Source organism: Curtobacterium sp. MCSS17_008, from assembly GCF_003234185.1.
Lineage (GTDB): Bacteria > Actinomycetota > Actinomycetes > Actinomycetales > Microbacteriaceae > Curtobacterium.
Genome location: NZ_QKSM01000019.1, coordinates 22207 through 41340, shown reverse-complemented (window position 1 = coordinate 41340; position 19134 = coordinate 22207). Strand labels below are relative to the sequence as shown.

General features: G+C 72.5%; 20 protein-coding genes and 1 tRNA gene. 13 read left to right on the top strand and 8 right to left on the bottom strand.

Annotated features, from left to right (window positions below; genetic code table 11):
* The first annotated feature begins 21 nt into the window (after positions 1–21).
* The 4 genes from DEJ23_RS14290 (at position 22) to DEJ23_RS14275 (ending at position 3066) form a co-directional block, all read left to right on the top strand.
* A complete protein-coding gene (locus tag DEJ23_RS14290; RefSeq protein ID WP_258375581.1) occupies positions 22–516 on the top strand; it encodes a cupin domain-containing protein in 495 nt (164 codons plus the stop codon).
* A 93-nt stretch (positions 517–609) separates the two neighbouring features.
* Positions 610–1431: an ABC transporter substrate-binding protein gene (locus DEJ23_RS14285; RefSeq protein ID WP_111240900.1), complete on the top strand. Its 822-nt coding sequence runs from the start codon at positions 610–612 to the stop codon at positions 1429–1431.
* A gap of 4 nt (positions 1432–1435) precedes the next feature.
* Positions 1436–2314 (top strand): amino acid ABC transporter permease, encoded by an 879-nt coding sequence (locus DEJ23_RS14280; protein WP_111240899.1) that lies wholly within the window; start codon positions 1436–1438, stop codon positions 2312–2314.
* Positions 2311–3066: an amino acid ABC transporter ATP-binding protein gene (locus DEJ23_RS14275; RefSeq protein WP_111240898.1), complete on the top strand. Its 756-nt coding sequence runs from the start codon at positions 2311–2313 to the stop codon at positions 3064–3066. The genes DEJ23_RS14280 and DEJ23_RS14275 overlap by 4 nt, the downstream gene beginning before the upstream one ends.
* A 21-nt stretch (positions 3067–3087) precedes the next feature.
* Here DEJ23_RS14275 and DEJ23_RS14270 read toward each other — a convergent pair whose 3' ends face one another.
* On the bottom strand, positions 3088–4053 hold the full coding sequence (locus tag DEJ23_RS14270; protein ID WP_111240897.1) for an NAD(P)H-quinone oxidoreductase: 966 nt from the start codon (positions 4051–4053) through the stop codon (positions 3088–3090).
* Between the two features lie 107 nt (positions 4054–4160).
* Here DEJ23_RS14270 and DEJ23_RS14265 point away from each other — a divergent pair, with 107 nt between their 5' ends.
* Complete coding sequence (locus DEJ23_RS14265) at positions 4161–4598, top strand: hypothetical protein (protein ID WP_111240896.1); 438 nt, start codon at positions 4161–4163, stop codon at positions 4596–4598.
* A gap of 73 nt (positions 4599–4671) precedes the next feature.
* On the opposite strand, the gene DEJ23_RS14260 is transcribed toward DEJ23_RS14265, so the two are convergent.
* The 3 genes from DEJ23_RS14260 to DEJ23_RS14250 form a co-directional block, all read right to left on the bottom strand.
* Complete coding sequence (locus DEJ23_RS14260; protein WP_111240895.1) at positions 4672–5547, bottom strand: aldo/keto reductase; 876 nt, start codon at positions 5545–5547, stop codon at positions 4672–4674.
* A 114-nt stretch (positions 5548–5661) separates the two neighbouring features.
* Positions 5662–6132 (bottom strand): DUF6264 family protein, encoded by a 471-nt coding sequence (locus DEJ23_RS14255; protein ID WP_111240894.1) that lies wholly within the window; start codon positions 6130–6132, stop codon positions 5662–5664.
* Between the two features lie 9 nt (positions 6133–6141).
* On the bottom strand, positions 6142–7029 hold the full coding sequence (locus tag DEJ23_RS14250) for a CoA ester lyase (RefSeq protein ID WP_220034239.1): 888 nt from the start codon (positions 7027–7029) through the stop codon (positions 6142–6144).
* 113 nt (positions 7030–7142) lie between these two features.
* Here DEJ23_RS14250 and DEJ23_RS14245 point away from each other — a divergent pair, with 113 nt between their 5' ends.
* Together DEJ23_RS14245 and DEJ23_RS14235 are read left to right on the top strand one after the other, a co-directional pair.
* Positions 7143–10967, top strand: coding sequence for an AAA family ATPase (locus tag DEJ23_RS14245; protein ID WP_375342282.1), 3825 nt, complete (start codon positions 7143–7145; stop codon positions 10965–10967).
* A gap of 304 nt (positions 10968–11271) precedes the next feature.
* Positions 11272–11844, top strand: coding sequence for a CDP-alcohol phosphatidyltransferase family protein (locus DEJ23_RS14235; RefSeq protein ID WP_111240891.1), 573 nt, complete (start codon positions 11272–11274; stop codon positions 11842–11844).
* A gap of 69 nt (positions 11845–11913) precedes the next feature.
* Here the strand turns inward: DEJ23_RS14235 and mscL are convergent, their stop codons facing one another.
* From mscL to DEJ23_RS14220, 3 genes are read right to left on the bottom strand one after another with little or no spacing between them, the layout of a single operon-like run.
* A complete protein-coding gene (gene mscL, locus DEJ23_RS14230; RefSeq protein ID WP_111240890.1) occupies positions 11914–12414 on the bottom strand; it encodes a large conductance mechanosensitive channel protein MscL in 501 nt (166 codons plus the stop codon).
* Between the two features lie 55 nt (positions 12415–12469).
* Positions 12470–12754, bottom strand: coding sequence for an FmdB family zinc ribbon protein (locus DEJ23_RS14225; protein ID WP_111240889.1), 285 nt, complete (start codon positions 12752–12754; stop codon positions 12470–12472).
* Position 12755: 1 nt separating this feature from the next.
* Positions 12756–13340, bottom strand: a complete 585-nt coding sequence (locus DEJ23_RS14220) for a 5-formyltetrahydrofolate cyclo-ligase (protein ID WP_111240888.1) — start codon at positions 13338–13340, stop codon at positions 12756–12758.
* Between the two features lie 114 nt (positions 13341–13454).
* Here DEJ23_RS14220 and galU point away from each other — a divergent pair, with 114 nt between their 5' ends.
* The 5 genes from galU to DEJ23_RS14195 all read left to right on the top strand — a co-directional run bounded on the left by galU (position 13455) and on the right by DEJ23_RS14195 (position 17526).
* The gene (galU, locus tag DEJ23_RS14215; RefSeq protein WP_111240887.1) at positions 13455–14345 is read left to right on the top strand and encodes a UTP--glucose-1-phosphate uridylyltransferase GalU; all 891 of its coding nucleotides are present in this window, start codon (positions 13455–13457) and stop codon (positions 14343–14345) included.
* Between the two features lie 89 nt (positions 14346–14434).
* Positions 14435–15094: a GNAT family N-acetyltransferase gene (locus tag DEJ23_RS14210; protein ID WP_111240886.1), complete on the top strand. Its 660-nt coding sequence runs from the start codon at positions 14435–14437 to the stop codon at positions 15092–15094.
* A gap of 123 nt (positions 15095–15217) precedes the next feature.
* Positions 15218–16354 (top strand): hypothetical protein, encoded by a 1137-nt coding sequence (locus tag DEJ23_RS14205; RefSeq protein ID WP_111240885.1) that lies wholly within the window; start codon positions 15218–15220, stop codon positions 16352–16354.
* Positions 16355–16443: 89 nt separating this feature from the next.
* A tRNA-Ala gene (locus DEJ23_RS14200) sits at positions 16444–16519 on the top strand.
* A gap of 293 nt (positions 16520–16812) precedes the next feature.
* Entirely contained in the window at positions 16813–17526 is a 714-nt protein-coding gene (locus DEJ23_RS14195; protein ID WP_111240884.1) for a hypothetical protein, read from the top strand.
* A gap of 91 nt (positions 17527–17617) precedes the next feature.
* Here DEJ23_RS14195 and DEJ23_RS14190 read toward each other — a convergent pair whose 3' ends face one another.
* A complete protein-coding gene (locus DEJ23_RS14190; protein ID WP_111240883.1) occupies positions 17618–18001 on the bottom strand; it encodes a hypothetical protein in 384 nt (127 codons plus the stop codon).
* A 77-nt stretch (positions 18002–18078) separates the two neighbouring features.
* Between DEJ23_RS14190 and DEJ23_RS14185 the strand changes: the two genes are divergently transcribed.
* Complete coding sequence (locus DEJ23_RS14185) at positions 18079–19125, top strand: amidase domain-containing protein (protein WP_181429280.1); 1047 nt, start codon at positions 18079–18081, stop codon at positions 19123–19125.
* Positions 19126–19134: the final 9 nt, after the last annotated feature.

The window sequence follows — 19134 nt, the reverse complement described above, 5'->3', positions numbered from 1 at the left end:
CGCCCGTCCCCAGGAGGAACGATGACCGACACCGCACCCCGCCCCGGCATGGTCGCCCGCCGCACCGTCGACGGCGAGCTGATCGAGTGGCTCGACGTCCCGCAGCGTGCCGCAGCCCTCGGCATGGAGCCGCACCCGGAGGGCGGGTGGTACGTCCGCACGTGGACCTCGCCGGCGACCGTCGAGACCCCGGCGGGCGAGCGGCCCGCCGCCACGCTCATCCACTTCCTGCTGCCCCCGGGCGAAGCCTCGGCGTGGCACCGGGTGACGAGCGACGAGATCTGGATGTGGCACGGACCGGACACCGTCGTGCTCGAGCTCGGCGGGTCCGGCGACGAGCCGGAGCCCGGGGACCGGATCACGCTCGGGCCGGACGCCGGGCGACACCGGCTGCACGACGCGCAGGCGTTCGTGCGTGGTGGCGTCTGGCAGCGGACCCTGCCCGGTGACGGCGAGGTGCTCCTCAGCTGCATGGTCTCGCCGGGCTTCTCGTTCGACGACTTCACGATGGCGTAGCGACCGCGTCGCCGGCGGTCATCCGCTTCGCGCTGGTATCCCAGCCACCGGTACACCGCGTCCTGCCCCCGCTCCCCTGACGAAGGCCCTCCCGTGACCCGCACCCGCCGTCTCTCACTCGCCGTCGCGACCGCCGCGGTCGCCGCCCTCGCGCTCACCGCGTGCTCAGCCGGTGGCAGCGGCTCCGCCGACGGCACCGTCACCGACGGCAAGCTCACGATCGCGACCGGTCAGCCCGCGTACTCCCCGTGGGTGGAGGACGACGAGCCGCAGTCCGGCAAGGGCTTCGAGGCAGCGGTGGCGTACGCCGTGGCGGAGGAGATGGGCTACGACGAGGCGGACGTGGTCTGGAAGCGCAGCACCTTCGACAGCGCGATCGCTCCCGGCCCGAAGGACTGGGACCTCAACGTCCAGCAGTTCTCGATCGACGCGAAGCGCAAGCAGGCCGTCGACATGTCCACGCCGTACTACACGACCACGCAGGCGGTCGTGACGACGAAGGGGTCGAAGGCCGCCGGCGACACGACGGTCGCAGCACTGAAGCAGGACACGATCGGCGTCGCCTCCGGCTCCACCAGCATCAGCTCGGTCAAGGACGTCCTCGGTGTCACGCCGCAGGTCTTCAACTCGAACGACGACGCCGTGCTCGCCCTGAAGTCGGGCCAGATCGACGCCGTCGTGACCGACCTGCCGACCGCGTTCTTCATGTCCGCCGCGCAGCTCGACGACGGCACCGTCTCGGCGCAGTTCCCCCAGGACGGCTCGGGCGACCGGTTCGGCTTCGTCCTGCCGAAGGACTCCGCGCTGACGGGCGAGGTCGACGAGGCGCTGAAGACCCTGCGGGAGGACGGCACGCTCGCCGACCTGCAGACGAAGTGGCTCTCCTCGGAGACGAACACCCCGGTCCTGCAGTAGCCGCATGACCGCACCAGCAGGCGCCGGCACCCCGGTCGCCGTCCCCGCGCCGAGCCAGGTCGAGGCCGAGCGTCGGCTGTACCGGCGCCGTCGCGGCCGCCGCTCGGTCCTCGTGTCGGTCGTCTCGACGCTCGTCGTCGTCGCGGTCGTCTGGCTGGGCGTCGTGAACACCCCCGGTTGGGCCGCGGTCCAGCAGTCGTTCTTCGACCCGCAGACCGCGATCGACACGTTCCCGGACGTGCTCCTCGGCCTGTGGCTGAACCTCCGGATCCTGTTCTTCCGCGCCATCGGCGTCGCCGTGCTCGGCACCCTGCTCGCCGTCGTGCGCGGGCTGCGGAACCCGGTGTTCTTCCCGCTGCGGATGCTCGCGACGGCCTACACCGACCTGTTCCGCGGCCTGCCGTTGATCATCGTGCTCTACCTGGTGGGCTTCGGGCTCCCGGGTCTCGGGATCTTCCCGCGGCAGCCCCCGGAGGTCTGGGGCACGATCGCGATCGTGCTGACGTACTCGTCCTACGTCGCCGAGGTGCTCCGCGCCGGGATGGAGGCGGTCCACCCGTCCCAGCGACTGGCCGCCCGGTCGCTCGGCCTGTCCCACGCGAAGACCCTCCGGCTGGTCGTGCTGCCGCAGGCGGTCCGCAAGGTGACGCCGGCGCTCATGAACGACTTCGTGTCCATGCAGAAGGACGTCGGCCTGGTGTCGATCCTCGGCGCGGTCGACGCGGTGCGGAGCGCCCAGATCGCGCAGGCCGAGACCTACAACTTCACGCCGTACTTCGTCGCGGGCCTGTTGTTCGTCCTCATCAGCCTCCCGCTCATCCGCGTGACGGACGCGGTCGCACGACGGCAGCAGCGCCGGGAACAGATCGGGGGGACCGTGTGACCGGGACACCGGAGCCGACGGTGGACGTGCTCGAGCTGCGCGGCCTGCGCAAGACGTTCGGTGAGCACGAGGTGCTCCGCGGGATCGACCTGACCGTGCACCGGCACGAGGTCATCTGCGTCATCGGGGCGTCCGGGTCCGGCAAGTCCACGCTCCTCAAGACCGTGAACCTGCTCGAGGGCATCGACGACGGCGAGATCCTGCTCCAGGGCACGGACATCGCCGACCCGCGGACCGACGTCGACGCCACCCGGGCGCGGATCGGCGTCGTCTTCCAGCAGTTCAACCTGTTCCCCCACATGACCGTCCTCGACAACGTGACGCTCGCGTCGCGGCAGGTGCACGGGGTCGGCAGGGCCGAGGCGGAGGCCACCGCACGCCGGCTGCTCGACCGCATCGGGCTCGCCGACTTCGCGGGCGCCTACCCGGACCGGCTCTCCGGCGGCCAGCAGCAGCGCGTCGCCATCGTCCGGGCGATCGCGACCGCGCCGGAGCTGCTGCTGCTCGACGAGGTGACGAGCGCGCTCGACCCGCAGCTCGTCGGCGAGGTGCTCGACCTGGTGCGCGAGCTCAAGGAGCAGGGCGCGACGATCCTCATGACCACGCACGAGATGTCGTTCGCCCGGAACGTCGCCGACCGGATCGTGTTCCTGCACCGCGGCGAGGTCGTCGAGCAGGGTGCCCCGGCCGACGTGCTCGACCGCCCGCAGCACCCCGCGCTCGTCGAGTTCCTGTCCCGCGTGCACGCCTGACGTCGGTCCCGCCCCGCCGGACTACGGGGTGAGCAGCACCTTGCCGATGACCTCGCCGTCCCGGACGCGGCGGTGCGCCTCGGCCGCCTCGACCAGCGGCAGGACCGAGTCGACGACCGGGCGCACGCTGCCGTCGGCGACGAACGGCCAGACGTGCTCGCGGACGGCGGCGACGATCGCGGCCTTCTCGTCGAGGGGACGGGCACGCAGGGTGGTGGCGCTGATGGTCGCGCGCTTGCGCATCATCGCGCCGAAGTCGAGCTCGCCCTTCGTGCCGCTCCCCGCGGCGATCACCGCGACGTGCCCGTTCGGTGCGAGCACCTCGAGGTGCTTCGCCAGGTAGTCCGCGCCGACGACGTCGAGGACCACGTCGACCCCGCGGCCGTCCGTGAACGCCAGTGCACGTTCCACGAAGTCCTCGGTGCGGTGGTCCACCACGAGGTCCGCGCCGAGCTCGCGGGACGCCCGGACCTTCCGCTCGCCGCCGCTCGTCGCGATCACCCGGGCTCCGAGGGCCTTCGCCCACACGACCGCGTGCGATCCCATGCCACCGGTGCCGCCGTGCACCAGGAGGGTCTGCCCGGGTCGGAGCCCCGCGATCATCCCGAGGTTCGAGTACACGGTGCACGCGGCCTCCGGCAGCCCGGCGGCCTCGACCAGGTCCACCCCGTCGGGCACCGGCAGCACCTGCGTCGCGGGCACCGCCACGAGCGTGGCGTAGCCGCCGCCCGAGAGCAGCGCGCACACCCGGTCACCCACGGTGAACCCGTCCACGCCCTCGCCGAGCGCGCGGACGGTCCCCGAGACCTCGAGCCCGAGCACCTCGGAGGCGCCGGGCGGCGGCGGGTAGTTGCCGGCGACCTGCTGCAGGTCCGCGTTGTTCACGCCCGCGGCGACGACCTCGACCAGGACCTCGCCGGGGCCCGCGACCGGGTCCGGGTGCTCGTCGAGTCGGAGTCCGCCGTCGTGCGCCGTGATCGCCTGCATGCCCTCGACGGTACGCCTCTGCGCGCCCCACCCTGGACGCGCGCCGTGTAACGTCTGGCCCGATCCGTTCCCGAGGGGGGCACGGACCGACCAGGGGGAGTCCCACCATGCCCAGGAAGACCATCGCACTCGCCACCGCGGCCGTCGCCGTCGCGCTGCTCGCCGGGTGCTCGTCCACGCAGGCCGGCCCGGCCGACGTGTCGTCGGGCGCACCGCAGGCGCCGCGCACCACCGCTGCGGCCGCACCGGAGCAGACCGAGGCCGAGGCGTGCGCCCTCGTCGAGGACCGGACGCAGTCCTTCCGCTCGGGGGCGACCACGCCGACGACGGACGCCGAGCGCGTCGCTCTCGTCCGCTCGTTCACCGACGAGATCGACGCCGTGCTCCCGGACGTCACGAACGAGGAGGTCCACGACGCGCTGAGCACCTTCCGCGACGGCGCGGACACCCTCGCCGACCGTGTCGAGTCCGAGGGCAGCGCCTCACCGGAGTCGCTGGCGCAGTTCCAGCGCACCGTCGAACAGGTGTCCGCCGTCTGCGACTGACGCCGAGCGACCGCGCCAACGCGGACGAGGGCCCCGCACCCGGACGGGTGCGGGGCCCTCGTCCGTGCGTGGCTCAGGCCGCGGGCTGCGCGCGGTCGAGCCGCTCGACGTCCTCCGGTCGGAGCTTCACCGTCGCGGCGACGACCGAGTCGAGGATCGACTGCGGGCGCGACGCCCCCGGGATCGGGATGACGACGTCGCTCTTCTGCAGCTCCCACGCCAGTGCCACGACCTGTGGCGAGACGTCGCGCTCGCGGGCGATCACGGCGAAGTCCTCGTACGCGGTCCCCAGGTCGGCCGCCTTGGCGATGCCACCGAGCGGGCTCCACGGCAGGAAGGCGATGCCGAGCTCGTCGCAGAGCTCGAGCTCCGGTTCGCTCGACCGGAACGCGGGCGAGAACTGGTTCTGCACCGAGGCGAGGCGACCGCCGAGGACCTCGTTCGCGGTGCGGATCTGGTCGGGGTCGGCGTTGGAGATGCCCGCCATCCGGATGACGCCCTCGTCGAGGAGCTCCGCGAGGGCACCGATGGAGTCGGCGTAGGGGACCGCGGGGTCCGGTCGGTGGAACTGGTACAGCCCGACGGCGTCGACGCCGAGGCGACGCGCTGACGCCTTGGCGGCCTCCTTGAGGTACTCCGGCCGGCCGTCCTGCGCCCAGGGGCCCGGCTCCGGTCGCAGGTGCCCGCCCTTCGTCGCGACGAGCACGGTGTCCGTGTCACCGTGGAACTCCCGGACCGCCTTCGCGATGAGCTCCTCGTTGTGTCCGACCTCGTCCTTCGCCGCCTGGTGGTACGCGTCGGCGGTGTCGATGAGCGTCACGCCCGCCTCGAGTGCCGCGTGGATGGTCGCGATCGCCTGCCGCTCGTCGGGCCGCCCCTCGATGGACATGGGCATGCCGCCCAGCCCGATCGCGCTGACCGACACGTCTCCGATGACTCGTTGCTTCATGGGCCCAGCATGCGCCGACGGGTCGGCGCGACGCCCAGCGTGCGCCGTCGGGACAGGCCGGACGGGAGGCGCGTGACGGCGCCGCCACGTGCCTCCCGGCCGACGGGCGCGCAGCTAGGGGAGCTGCAGTGCGGTCACCTGGCCGTTGCCGTCCGCCGAGTCGGTCGCCTCCGCGAACACGACCCCGCCCCACGTCACGGCCACGATCGCGAGGACGAAGCCGAGCGCCGCGATCCACCACGACGAGCGACGACGCACCCAGGCCCCGACCGCGAGCACGACGGTGGCGACCCCGATCACGAACGAGCCGCCCGCCGCGATGGCCGCGCCACCGAGGAACCGGCCGGGCGAGCACCCCGTCGCGGCGTCGCAGCCCGCGGTGGCCGAGGCCACGGCGATGATCCCGATGACCACGGCGAGGATCGTCAGCAGGGCACCGGCCGCGAGCAACAGCACCGTCGACACCCGGTCCGCGATCCGCCCGGCCGGGAACAGCGTGGTCCCGCCGTGCACCCACTCGGCGCGCTCGGTGCTGCCCGGTCCGGACTGCGGGCCGGACGGTGAGGACGGGTGCGACCAGGTCATGCGTCCGGTCTACCGCGCCTCGACGCCGAACGCCTGGGCGAGGCGCTGGATCTTCTGCGCACGTCCGAGCCGGGGCAGGTCCGAACCGTCGCGGATGACCTGCCCGCGTGCCTCGAAGTCGTCGAGGAAGTCCTGCGCCCAGGCGACGTCGGTCGGGGTCGGCGAGATGACCTCGTTGATGACGGGGAGCTGCTCGGTGTCGAGGCAGAGCTTCCCGGTGAGTCCGAGGGACACCGCGACCTGGGACTGCTCGCGGAGGATCGCGTGCGCCGAGCCGACCGTGGGGCCGTCGATCGGGCCGGGCAGGTCGCCGACGCGCGAGGCGACGACGAGCCGGGAGCGGGGGTAGGCCATCGCGAGCGTGTCGGCGGACGTGCCGGTGTCGCGGCGGTAGTCACCGGAACCGAAGGCCAGGCGGAACGCGCCCTGGGCCTTCGCGATCGACGTGGCCTCCTCGATGCCGAGCGCCGACTCGACCAGGGCGATCACCGGGGTGTGGCCGCCGAGCCGGTGCCACGTGTCGGTGACCTGCGCGGGCGACTCCGTCTTCGCGAGCATCACGCCCTGCAGCCCGGGGAGTCCCCGGAGCTCCTCGACGTCGTCCGCCCAGAAGTCCGTCGTGACGTCGTTGATCCGCACCCAGGCCTCGCCGCCGCCGGCCAGCCACGAGGCGACCGTGGCGCGCGCGCCGGGCTTCGCGGCGGGGTCGACCGCGTCCTCGACGTCGAGGATGATCTGGTCGGCGCGGGACCGCTGCGCCCGCTCGAAGCGGTCCGCCGCGGTGCCGGGCACGAGGAGCCACGAGCGGGAGATCTCGGCGGGGACCGATCGCCGCCGGTCCGGCCGGGCCGACGAGGGAGCAGGGGCGGACGGGACGGTGCGGTCGTCGATGGCCATGCCCACGTTGCTACCACATCGCCCGCTCGGGCAGGGTGCCGGGCCCGCACGGAAACCCCGAAACCTCGGGTCATTGCCAGAGAGGCCGCCCGCTTCCGCCTACAGTGTCGGATGTGTGGCGAGACAGGGTGACCGACGGCGCGGACGACGGAAACGACGACGTCCCCGTCGAGGGCGCCGCTGCGCCCACGGACGGACGGGAGCAGCAGGACGCCGTGACCGACGAACCGGACCGCACCCTGCGTCCCGAGCTGCAGCTCACGAGCCCGCAGGCGATCAGCCTGGGCGACCCGCGCCTCCAGGCCGGCAACGCCGCCGAGCCGACGTGGGACGCCTGGCGGACCCAGCTGACCGGTGTCGGCGGCACGAGCCCGCTCACCCACTTCAGCGACCACCCGCGCGCACGGATCGAGCTGTCGACCACACACCCCGGCGGACTCGCGCAGTTCATCACCGGCAAGACCACCCTGCTCTCCAGCCTGATCCGCGACGAGGTCGCCCTGCGCGCCGCACGTGTCGCCGCCGCGCAGGTCGAGGCGAAGGGCACCGAGCTCGCGACGGTCCGCGGCATCGACGCGGTGAAGCTCGGCATCGGCATGGCCGACTGGCAGCACGGCGACGAGCACTTCCGCGGTCCGGTGCTGCTCCGCCCGCTCGCGATCCGTCGGCACGGTCGTGACTTCGAGGTCCGCCTGCTCGGGGAGCCCGTGCTCAACCCGGGCCTGGCCGACGCCCTGCACGAGCAGTACGGCGTCATCCTCGACGCGCAGTCCTTCGTGGCGCTGGCGCAGCAGGACGGCTCCTTCACCCCCAACCCGGTCATCGACCGCCTGCGGGGCCTGACGGCGCACATCCCCGGCTTCTCGGTGCACGCACGCCTGGTCGTCTCGACCTTCGCCGAGGTCGCCAGCGGCATGGTCGAGGACACCGGCGACCTGTCGCACCCGGTGCTCGACGCCCTCGCCGGCAACCCGAGCGCGAAGTGGCAGGTCGAGCAGTCCTACCACCCGGTCGAGCAGACGCCGTCCGACGAGCGCAGCCCGGAGACCGACACGCTGCTGCTCGACGCCGACGACGAGCAGGAGAACGTGATCGCGCAGATCACGGCGGGCAACTCGATCGTCGTGAAGACCCTGCCGGGCACCGGTGGCACACAGACCATCGTCAACGCGCTCGGCGGCCTGGTCGCCGCGAACAAGCGCGTCCTCGTGGTGAGCCCCCGCCGCGCGACGCTGCGGGGCATCGCGGCACGCTTCACCGAGGTCCAGCTGCCCGGGGTCGCCGTGACCCCGGCGACGCTGCGCCGCGACGTCGTCCGTGCGATCGCCCGGAACGAGAAGGCGGCGCGGCCGAACCTGCGCGAGGTCGACGACGCCCTCGTCCGCCTCCGCAAGGTCCTCACCGACTACCGCGGCTCGCTCACCCGCGTCGACCCGGACTTCGGCGTCTCGGTGCTCGACTGCCTGGTCGAGCTGTCGCGGCTGTCGCTCCTGCCGGTGCCGCCGTCGACGACCGCGCGCCTGTCGAAGCGGTCGGTGACGAGCATGGTCGAGGGGCGCTCGCGCGTCGCCGAGACGATGGTCAGTGCGGCGAACCTCGGCGAGTTCCGCTACGGCCCCGACGACTCGCCCTGGTACGGCGCGAAGTTCGGCTCGAGCGACGGCGCGCAGCGGGCGCACAAGACGGCGAAGGACCTCGACGCCGACGGCCTGCCCACGCTGCTCCGCCGTGCGCACGACCTCATCGCGACGACGCACATGCGGCAGTTCACGACCATCAACGAGCTCGGCATCTACCTGCGCCTGCTCACCGAGATCCGGGACACCCTCGACCGCTTCCTGCCGGTCGTGTTCGACCGCTCGGTCTCCGAGCTCGTCGCCGCCACCGCGCCGCGTGGCGAGGGTGCCCCGATGTCGAGCACGAACCGTCGCCGCCTGAAGAAGCTCGCCCGCGAGTACGTCCGCCCCGGCGTGCACGTCTCCGACCTGCACGAGGCGCTCACCCGCGTGCAACAGCAGCGCGTGCTCTGGCAGCGGTACGTCGCCGCCGGCGTGAACCCCGAGGTGCCCACGGGCATCGGCGACGTGCAGGTCCTCTTCTCGAACGTGGTGCAGGACCTCGCCCGGCTCGACGAGCCCCTCGGCCGGACCGAGCGGGACCGCCAGCTCGCGAACCTGCCGATCGACGAGCTCGTGCCGACGATCGCCGAGCTCGCCGCGGAGTCCGACGTGCTGCACAACCTGCAGGAGCGCACCGAGCTCATGCAGACCCTCCGCGACCTGCAGCTCGAGCCGCTCATCACCGACCTCGCGAACCGCCACGTGCCGGACACCCAGGTGCCGGCCGAGCTCGAGCTCGCGTGGTGGCAGTCGGCCCTCGAGACGATGCTCGAGTCCGACCGTGCGCTGCTCGGCGGCAACACCGACATGCTCGACCGGGTCGAGGCCGACTTCCGGCTCGTCGACGACGCCCACGCGGCCGGGGTCTCCCAGGGCCTCGCGTGGCAGCTCGCCGAGAACTGGAAGGTCGGGCTCGTCGACTGGCCGGACGAGGCCACCGCGCTGAAGACGCAGCTGAAGGAGGGCGCGATCACCTCGCGCCTGCTGCAGGACTCCGCGCCGCACCTGTCGCGCTCGATCGCGCCGGTCTGGCTGGCCTCGCCGTACGAGGTCCCCGAGATCGCCGACACGATGCCCTTCGACACCGTGATCCTCGTCGACGCCGGTGCCGTCACCATCGCCGAGACCGTCGGCGCCGTCCGTCGCGCCCGTCAGACCGTCGTGTTCGGCGACCCCGTCACGCAGACACCGTCGCCGTTCCGGATCGCCGTCGATCCCGACCACCGCACGCTGCAGGTGGACGAGGCGACGCTCGACGCCCTGCACGCCGACTCGGCCCTGGCGAAGCTGTCCACGCTCCTGCCGACCCTGTCGTTGACGCGCTCGTACCGCGCCGGCGGCGAGGACCTCGCGGAACTCGTCAACCGTCGCTTCTACGGCGGCCGCATCGAGTCGCTGCCGTGGGCCGGGTCGTTCCTCGGCCACGGTTCGATCGCGATCGACTACGTCAGCGACGGCAAGGCCGTGCCGGATCCCGAGTCCGGTGCCGTCGAGAGCGTCGACGCCGAGGTGGACCGCGTCGTCCGGCTCGTGATGGAGCACGCCCGCACCCGCCCGACCGAGTCCCTCATGGTCATCACGGCCTCGGCGAAGCACGCGGTGCGCGTCGAGCAGGCCGTGCTCACCGCGGCGCAGGGGCACAAGGACCTGACGGAGTTCGTCATCGGCGACCGCGCCGAGCCGTTCATCGTCGCGACGCTCGAGCAGTCGGTGGCGCAGAGCCGCGACCGCGTGGTGTTCTCGATCGGCTACGGCCGGACGCCGCACGGTCGGGTGCTGCGCGACTTCGGTCCGCTCGGCAAGCCCGGTGGGGAGCGTCTGCTCGCCGTCGCGATGACCCGTGCGCGTCGCTCGATGATCATCGTCACCTGCTTCCAGCCCTCGGACATCGAGGCCGAACGCATGGGGCACGGCACGGTCGCCCTGGCGGAGATCCTCGCCGAGGTCCGTGCCCGCACCACCGCCGAGTACGTGCCGGACGACTCCGACCCGCTGCTCGTCGACCTCGCCCGTCGTCTCGAGATGCGCGGCATCCCGGTGGCGCTCGGACACCGCGGCAAGCTCGGCCTGGTGGCAGCGCACGGGGGCGTCTGCGTGACGATCGAGACCGACGCGTCGCTCGTGCGGGGTTCGCTGCGCGAGACCCTCCGGCTCCGTCCCGAGGTGCTCCGCCGTCTCGGCTGGCACTACGTGCGCGTGCACGCCTTCCAACTGTTCTCCGACCCGGACCGGGTGGCGGACACCGTCGCGTCGGTGCTCGGTGTCGACCGCGGTGCCACGCAGGAGATCAGCATCCCGCCGATCCCCGCGCGTCGATGAGCCGTCGGGCGCACCGGGCGGCCGGTCCGGTGACGCCCGCGACGGACCAGCTGGTGGGCACGTGGACGCGGGCCGACGACGCGTCGTCGGCCGTGCCTCCCGTCCGGTCCGGTCCCGCCGCGGGTGCGGAGGCGGACGAGCAGCCGGCAGGCCGACCGCGCCGCAGCAGGCGGGTCACCACCCGGCCGGTGCCGGGCAGCGACCCGTCCCCGGCGCCGGAACCGGCCCGCCACCGCGACGGGGAGAACGACGCCCAGCTCCTGCGCGACGTGCCCCCACACTGGTGACGGGTAGCCTGAGTGCGATGACTGACACCGCGCGGCAGCGACCCGACTGGCAGACGTGGCCGAACCTGATCACGCTGGTGCGCTTCCTGCTCATCCCGGTCTTCATCGGGTTCGTCGTGTCGGGGCACCCCGGCTGGGCGCTCGTCACGCTGGTCGTCCTCGGCCTGAGCGACTGGGCGGACGGCTTCATCGCCCGCCGGTTCGACCAGGGCTCCGAGCTCGGCAAGGCCCTCGACCCCGTGGCCGACCGGCTCGCGATCATCGCGATCGTGCTGTCGCTCGTGCTCGTCGGGCTGCTGCCGTGGCCGAGCGTCGCGATCATCGTCCTGGTCGACCTGGTGCTCGTCGTGCTCTCGTGGCTGTGGTTCCGCGGCAACCCGGACCTCGACGTCACCTGGACGGGCAAGGTCCGCTCGGCGCTGCTCTTCGTCGGCCTGCCGCTCCTGCTCTTCTCGTCGACGTCGTGGGCGTCCCAGCACGACTGGATCCGGGTGCTGGCGCTCGTCTTCGTCTGGCTCGGCACCGTCGGGCACGTCGTCGCCGGCGCGCAGTACGCCGTGGCCCTCGCCGCGAAGCACCGCGCCGCCTGAGCCCGCCCCGCCCGCGGGCCCTGCGTGCCCCGCGGGGCGCGGGGGCGGGGCGCGGGGCGCCGGCCGGCGTCAGAGCTTCGCGGCGCCGCCGATGCCCGGGCCCTCGGGCGCGGTGGACGGGGCGACGTGCGCGCCACCACCCGAGCCAGCCGCGACACCGTTCTGCGTGCGGAGCAGGTCGCGGATCTCGAGCAGCACCTCGACGTCGGTCGGGGGGACGTCCTGCGGCGTCTGCTCCTGGTTCTCCTGCACCCGCTCGAACGCGAGCTTCCTGAGCCGGTTCACCGGCAGCACGAGCGCGAAGTAGACCACGGCGGCGACGATCAGGAAGTTGATGACCGCGCCGATCACCGCGCCGAAGTACAGCGTCGCGTGCCCGCCCGAGACGGTCGGGATCCGCACCGGCAGCGCTTCGTCGAGGCTCGAGGCGTTGAAGACCGCGCCGATCGCCGGGTTGATCACCGCGTTGACGATGGCGTTCACGATCGCGGTGAACGCGGCGCCGATCACCACCGCGACGGCCAGGTCGATGACGTTGCCGCGGAGCAGGAACTCCTTGAAGCCCTTCACGCGGGCCTCCTTCCGTGTCGAGGAGACCCACCGTACCGACGGGGACGAGCCCTCGTCAGGAGGCGCTGGGTGCGGCCGGCTTCGACTCGGTCTTCTTCGGCTCCGCCTTCGCCGGCGGGCTCGACGACGACGAGGACGCCGACGACCCCTCGGCCTTCGGCGTCGAGCGCGAGTCCGTCCGGTAGAAGCCGCCGCCGTTGAACGTGACGCCCACCGGCGAGAACACCTTGCGCAGGGCGCCGCCGCACGCGGGGCACTCGGTCAGGGTGGCGTCGGAGAACGACTGCTTGATGTCGAAGGCGTTGTCGCAGGCGGTGCAGCGGTACGAGTAGGTGGGCACCCTAGCTCCGGAAGGTGATGATGCGCGACGGCGTGATGATGCCGTCGACGGGTTCGTCGTGGGCTTCGCGCGGGACCTCGTCGAGGTACTCCGCGTCGAAGATCACAGCATAGACGGGCGGTCGGTTCGCCATGGACCCGAGCGTCTTGTCGTAGTACCCGCGGCCCCAGCCCATCCGGCAGCCGTCGTGTCCGACCGCGGCGGCCGGGGTGAGGATCGCGTCGACGTCGCCGAGCGCGAGCGGGGAGAGCACCTCACCGACGACCTCGGGCATCCCGTGCAGGCCCTGCTGCTCGGTGGACCCGTCACCGACGGCCCAGTCGAGCAGTCCGTCCTCGCGGGTGATCGGCAGCAGGACCCGGACGCCCCGCTCGTGCGCCCACTGCAGGAAGGGTCGGACGTCGGGTTCGTCGGGCGCGGACAGGTAGAGCGCGAGCGAGCGGACCTGTCGCTCCTCCACGAAGCGCTGCAGCGTGGCGGTCAGGGCCGCGGTGTCGGTGTCGCGCTCCGTCGTGGTCCGGGTGCGCCGCCGCTGCCGGAGCTCGGCTCGCAGGGCGCGCTTCTCGTTCCCGAGATCGGCGGTCATGGCGGGGAGTCTACCGAGACCGGGTCTGCGGCTTCCCGTCGGCTGCGCGCGTGATGCCGTGTCCTCCGAAAGGCCCATGTCCCGGCTCAGTGCTCGTCCGGTACGTTCGACGGCATGGGCTTCCAGATTTCCAAGGCGGTGATCCCGGCTGCAGGGCTGGGCACGCGCTTCCTCCCCGCGACCAAGGCGATGCCGAAGGAGATGCTCCCGGTCGTCGACAAGCCGGCGATCCAGTACGTGGTCGAAGAGGCCGTGAACGCCGGGCTGACCGACGTGCTGATGATCACGGGCCGCAACAAGAACGCGCTCGAGAACCACTTCGACCACGTCGCCGAGCTCGAGGAGACCCTCAAGAAGAAGGGCGACCACGAGAAGCTCCAGAAGGTCAACCAGTCGACCGACCTCGCCGACATGCACTACGTGCGCCAGGGCGACCCGCTGGGCCTCGGCCACGCGGTGCTCCGGGCGAAGATGCACGTCGGTCGCGAGCCGTTCGCCGTCCTGCTCGGTGACGACATCATCGACGCCCGTGACCCGCTGCTCAAGCGCATGATCGAGGTCCAGGGCGAGAAGAACGCGACCATCGTCGCCCTGCTCGAGGTCCCCGAGTCGCAGACCCACATGTACGGCATCGCCACGGTCGAGGAGACCGACACCGACGACGTCGTGAAGATCACGGGCCTCGTCGAGAAGCCCCCGCAGGGCGAAGCCCCCTCGAACCTCGCGATCATCGGTCGCTACGTCATCCGCCCCGAGGTCTTCGACGTCCTCGAGAAGCAGGAGCCGGGCAAGGGTGGCGAGATCCAGCTCACCGACGCGCTCATGAAGATGGCGGGCGCCGAGGAGTGGACCGGTGGCGTGTACGGCGTCGTGTTCCGTGGACGCCGGTACGACACCGGTGACAAACTCGACTACATCAAGGCGATCGTGCAGCTCGCCTCGGACCGCGATGACCTCGGCCCCGACCTCAAGGCGTGGCTGAAGGACTTCAACGCGGGAGAGTAGCCACCCCGTCGCGAACGGGTCCGGGGACGTCCCCGGGCCCGTTCGTGCGTCCGCCCGGTCGACCACCGGGCACCGGAGGAACCACAGCGATGACGACGATCCCGACCCTGTCCCACGGGCGGGTCACCATCCGGCCCCTCCGGCTCCGCGACACCCGTGACCTCGACGTCGCCCTCGCCACGAACCGCTCGTGGCTGCGCACCTGGGAGGCAACGAACCCCTCGGGACACGTCTCGACCGACGTCCGCGGGAGCATCCGCGCGCTGCAGGCGAACGCCCGCGCCGGGCTCGGCCTGCCGTTCGCGATGGAGCTCGACGGCAGGTTCGTCGGACAGCTCAACGTGTCCGGCATCACGTACGGCTCCCTGGCGAGCGCGTCCATCGGCTACTGGGTGGTCGAGGACGCCGCCGGGCACAACGTCACCCCGATCGCGGTCGCGCTGGCCGTGGACCACTGCTTCCGGGTCGTCGGCATCCACCGGATCGAGATCTGCATCCGACCGGAGAACGCCCCGAGCCTCCGGGTCGTCGAGAAGCTCGGCTTCCGCTACGAGGGTCTCCGCCGCCGCTACATCCACATCAACGGCGACTGGCGCGACCACTTCTGCTTCGCCCTCGTCGCCGAGGAGGTCCGCGAGGGCGTCCTCGACCGCTGGGCGGCCGGTCGCGTCCCGCCCGGCGCGGGGAGTGTCCCGGCCTCCGCCCGTGACGAGGCGGCGGCCCCGCTCGACACACGACCCCGCATCTGACGGTCTGCGAGCGGGCGGACGGACGGGAGGCGCCTCCCACCCGGCGACGGATTCCGTCGCGACTCGCGCAACACGCGTCCGGCAATCACCGGGCGGGAGAACCAGCACCCCTACCGTTGCCCCATGGCAGGTATCGGCTCCTGGGGCGGCGGCATCGTCCTGCTCATCGCGGCCGTGCTCTGGGTCGTCTACCTCATGCCGTCCTGGGCGGCCAGGCGGCAGTACCTCGCCACCGAACGGAACGCGATCCGGCTGCAGCAGACCCTGCGCATCCTCGCCCAGACCGCCGAGCTCCCCGACGAGGTCCGGGTCGAGATGAACGCGAGGTCCCTCGCCGAGGCGCAGCGCGTCGCCCGGTCCGAGGAGGCCAAGCGGGCCGCCATCGTCCGCGCGCACGAAGCCGCCCGGCAGCGGGAGATCACCCGCCGCCTCGCGGAGCAGCAACCCACGCTCGAGCGGGTCTCGTCCGTCCCCGCCCTCACCGCCATGCGCATGCGTCGCTCCCGCCTCGGCGCGACCCTGTTCGGCACGGTCGGCATCGTCGTGGCGGCCGTCGTCTTCGTCGCGGCACCCGGCGCCTGGCTCGTCGGCGTCGCCGGGCTCGTCGCCGCCGGCGGCTCCGCGGCGGTGCTCGCCCAGCTGCACCAGGTCGCACAGGCGCGGAAGGCGCGCGCCGCGGCGGCCGCTGCGGACGTGCCCCGTGCCTCCCGGCCGGCGACCACGTGGACGGACCCGGCGCCGCCGCTGTCCATCGAGCAGCCCGCCGGGCCGGCGCGTGACCGCAGTTGGACGCCTGGACGCGTGCCGAGACCGCTGTACGTGGAGCGGCCCGCTGCTCCCGCGCCGTCCCCGGAGTCCTCGGCCGAGCTGGCCGCACGGCTCCGTGAGCGGGTCGCCGAGGCGAAGGCCGAGGCAGAGGCCGAGGCCGCCGCGATCCGTGCGGGGGAGACCGACCCGTCGCTCGCGCGGGTGTCGCGGATGCGGTCCGACGTCGAGGAGGCGGCGGCGTCGCTCTCCGCCCACGACCAGGGGCGCCTCGCCGAGCGCCTCGGACTCCGAGCGCCCGCGGCGACGCCCGTCGTTCCTCCGCGGGCCGCCGCTCCGGCTCCCGCCGCGCCGGAGCCGGAGGCCGCGTCCGAGCCGCACGCGCCCGAGCAGCCCGCGACCCCGAGCCGGTGGGCGGGCATGGGTGTGATCGGCGACGACGCCTACCAGCAGACCGACCTCGATGCGGTCATGCGTCGGCGTCGCGCGGTCTGAGCGCTCCGCCCGACCGCACGCGGCACGCCCGGACGCCGCGCCCCGATTTCGGATCGGGCTCCCGGTGGTGCTAGTGTTGTCGAGCACTTGGGGCTATGGCGCAGTTGGTAGCGCGTCTCGTTCGCAATGAGAAGGTCAGGGGTTCGAATCCCCTTAGCTCCACCAAGAGCGCGAAGGCCACCCGATCCGGGTGGCCTTCTCTCGTTCCCCCTCCGCCGTGTCCTGCGTGTGTCCCGCGGTCCACAGGCGGGTCGCGGGGGGTGTCGCTGGCCGACCACGAGACCTAGACTGCCGACCGTCCGTACCGGACGCGGGTCCCGCGTCGGGTCTCACCAGGGGGAGTCACCATCCGTACCAGTCGTCTCATCACGTCCGTCGCGGCGGTCGCCGTCGCTGTCGCCGCCTTCGCGTTCGCCGGCCCGCCCGCACCCGCATCGGCTGCTGTCACCCCCACCGGTGTGGACATCTCCTGGCCGCAGTGCGGTCGACAGGTCCCCACCGGCCAGGCGTTCGCGATCGTCGGCGTGAACGGATCACTCGGCAACACCACCAACCCGTGCCTCGACGAGCAGCTCGCCTGGGCAGCCTCGTCCGTCGGCGGTTCCGCACAGCCGAAGACGCAGCTGTACGTGCTGTTCGCGAACCCCGGGCTGCAGGCATCCGTCTGGCCGACCTCGAACACCTACCAGGGCACGACGCCGACGAACCCGTTCGGGAAGTGCAGCACGAAGAGCGGGAAGAAGCAGCTGACGCTGGCCTGCTCGTACATGTACGGCTACGCCCGCGCCTACGACGACGTGACCATCCGCGGAGCGGGACGGCCGGCTGCCTACCGGTGGTGGCTGGACGTCGAGACCGGTCTGTCGTACCAGACCGACACCGCGCAGAACCGGGCGGCGATGCAGGGCATGATCACCGGGCTCAAGGCCGGCGGTGTCCGGACCATCGGCATCTACTCGACGGTGTCGCAGTTCCGCACCATCGCCGGCACGGTCAAGTCGAACAGCCCGCTGTACGGGCGCTCGAACTGGATCGCGCTCGGGAAGAGCACGGTCACCAAGGCGCGGAAGGCCTGCTCCGGCACCCCGCTGCCTGGCGGGAAGATCGCCATGGTCCAGGTCGAGGTGCCGTACGGCTCCGCGACCATCGACCGGAACGTCTCCTGCAGCTGAGGCGGTGACGGACGGCAGGAGACGGACAGGAGGCGCGGTGCAGGCCCGCACCGCGCCTCCCGTCCGTCATCCGGCGCCGGTCGGGCCGGCGTCAGCCCGGGACGCTGTCCGTCAGGACCCCGGCGCCCGCGAGTTCGGCGTGGATCGCGTTCGCGGCCTGCTCGAAGGCGCGGTTGCCGCGGGCGATGCCGATCGCGCCCCCCTTGAGTGCCGACTTGCCGGAGCCGCGCAACAGGCGGGCGACGGTGCGACCGTCCGGCGTGACCATCACCTGCACGTCGAGGCGGGTGTGGAAGGTGCGGTCGTTCGCGAGGGCGCCGATGAGGAGCGTGAGCCCCAGGCTGCCGCGGGTCGCGAGCAGGGCGCCCTGGTCGCCGTCCTCGACGCTGTAGCCCTCGCGGACGAGGGCGTCCCGGACACGGGCGCGGGTGGACTCTGGGTCGGCGGCGACGAAGAAGTCGTGGCTCTCGGGCATGTGCGATCTGGTCCTTCCGGTCGGCGGTGGTGTGCTGCCAGTGATCCTGCCCTACCGTCGCCTACCCTGGACGGGTCATGACTGCCTCGTTCACCCGTCGTTCCCTGCTCTCGCTCGCCGGCGTCGCCGGCGTCGGGCTCGCCGTCGCGGCCTGCTCGCGCGGTAATGATCCCGCACCGGGGGCCTCGGGCAGCGCGGCCCCCGGCACCGCTGGCCCGGGCACGTCGTCACCGAGCGCGCGCCCCGCGGCCTCGTCGGTCGAGCCCGCGCAGCTGCCGCTCGCCGGCGGGGTCACCGTCACGGTCACCGGGACCGGACTGGCCGCGGTGCGGGGCGTCACCGTCGGCGGGGTCGCCGCGCGTGACGTGCAGGCCTCGGCGACGACCGTGACCTTCACGGCCCCGCACCAGGCGATGTACACGGCCGGGTCGGCGGACGTCGCGCTCTTCACGACGGCGATCGAGCCGAGCCCGTCCGCGAACCAGTCGTCGGACGGCAACGGCAGCGCCGCGAACGACGGCCAGGCCGGGGCCACGCAGGACCAGGCGACCGCAGCACCCACGCCGACCGCGGCGCCGACCCCGGACGCGGCGACAGCGGTGGCGACGACCTCGGTGGCGTACGCCGCGCTCACCGACGTCGACCGGCAGCTCGAGTACGCGATGCGGTACTGGAAGGACTACAACCTTTCCGAGTACGGCACGATGAACCCGATCGGCGGCGACTGCGCGAACTACGTCAGCCAGACGCTGATCGCCCGCGGCTGGGAGCAGCGCGACGACTGGTACAACCGGGCCGGTGGCGCAGAGCACAGCGCCACGTGGACGTACTGCCCGGCGATGGACCCGTGGATGACGTCGAACGCGGCCTCCTTCGGGCTGACGCGCCGCTCGCTCGAGGAGCGGGACGAGGTGAAGGTCGGCGACATCGTGTTCTACGACTGGAACGACAACCAGTCACCCGACCACGTGACGATCGTCTCCGAGGTCTTCACCGAGGCCGACGGCACCGTCCGCATCAAGTCCGCCAGCCACAACCAGGACGGGCCCTACCGCGACCTGGACGAGATGATCACCGTGCAGCACCCCGGGGGAACGGCCTGGTTCCACACGTTCGACGCGTAGCGCGGGCCA

Excerpts from the sequence above, each read along its gene's own strand:
- DEJ23_RS14220 (WP_111240888.1), bottom strand. The coding sequence starts at position 13,340 with ATGACCGCCGATCTCGGGAACGAGAAGCGCGCCCTGCGAGCCGAGCTC.
- DEJ23_RS14205 (WP_111240885.1), top strand. The coding sequence starts at position 15,218 with ATGGCAGGTATCGGCTCCTGGGGCGGCGGCATCGTCCTGCTCATCGCG.
- DEJ23_RS14265 (WP_111240896.1), top strand. The coding sequence starts at position 4,161 with ATGCCCAGGAAGACCATCGCACTCGCCACCGCGGCCGTCGCCGTCGCG.
- DEJ23_RS14235 (WP_111240891.1), top strand. The coding sequence starts at position 11,272 with ATGACTGACACCGCGCGGCAGCGACCCGACTGGCAGACGTGGCCGAAC.
- DEJ23_RS14185 (WP_181429280.1), top strand. The coding sequence starts at position 18,079 with ATGACTGCCTCGTTCACCCGTCGTTCCCTGCTCTCGCTCGCCGGCGTC.
- DEJ23_RS14190 (WP_111240883.1), bottom strand. The coding sequence starts at position 18,001 with ATGCCCGAGAGCCACGACTTCTTCGTCGCCGCCGACCCAGAGTCCACC.
- DEJ23_RS14270 (WP_111240897.1), bottom strand. The coding sequence starts at position 4,053 with ATGCAGGCGATCACGGCGCACGACGGCGGACTCCGACTCGACGAGCAC.
- DEJ23_RS14210 (WP_111240886.1), top strand. The coding sequence starts at position 14,435 with ATGACGACGATCCCGACCCTGTCCCACGGGCGGGTCACCATCCGGCCC.
- DEJ23_RS14250 (WP_220034239.1), bottom strand. The coding sequence starts at position 7,029 with ATGGCCATCGACGACCGCACCGTCCCGTCCGCCCCTGCTCCCTCGTCG.
- DEJ23_RS14290 (WP_258375581.1), top strand. The coding sequence starts at position 22 with ATGACCGACACCGCACCCCGCCCCGGCATGGTCGCCCGCCGCACCGTC.
- DEJ23_RS14280 (WP_111240899.1), top strand. The coding sequence starts at position 1,436 with ATGACCGCACCAGCAGGCGCCGGCACCCCGGTCGCCGTCCCCGCGCCG.
- DEJ23_RS14255 (WP_111240894.1), bottom strand. The coding sequence starts at position 6,132 with ATGACCTGGTCGCACCCGTCCTCACCGTCCGGCCCGCAGTCCGGACCG.
- galU (WP_111240887.1), top strand. The coding sequence starts at position 13,455 with ATGGGCTTCCAGATTTCCAAGGCGGTGATCCCGGCTGCAGGGCTGGGC.
- DEJ23_RS14260 (WP_111240895.1), bottom strand. The coding sequence starts at position 5,547 with ATGAAGCAACGAGTCATCGGAGACGTGTCGGTCAGCGCGATCGGGCTG.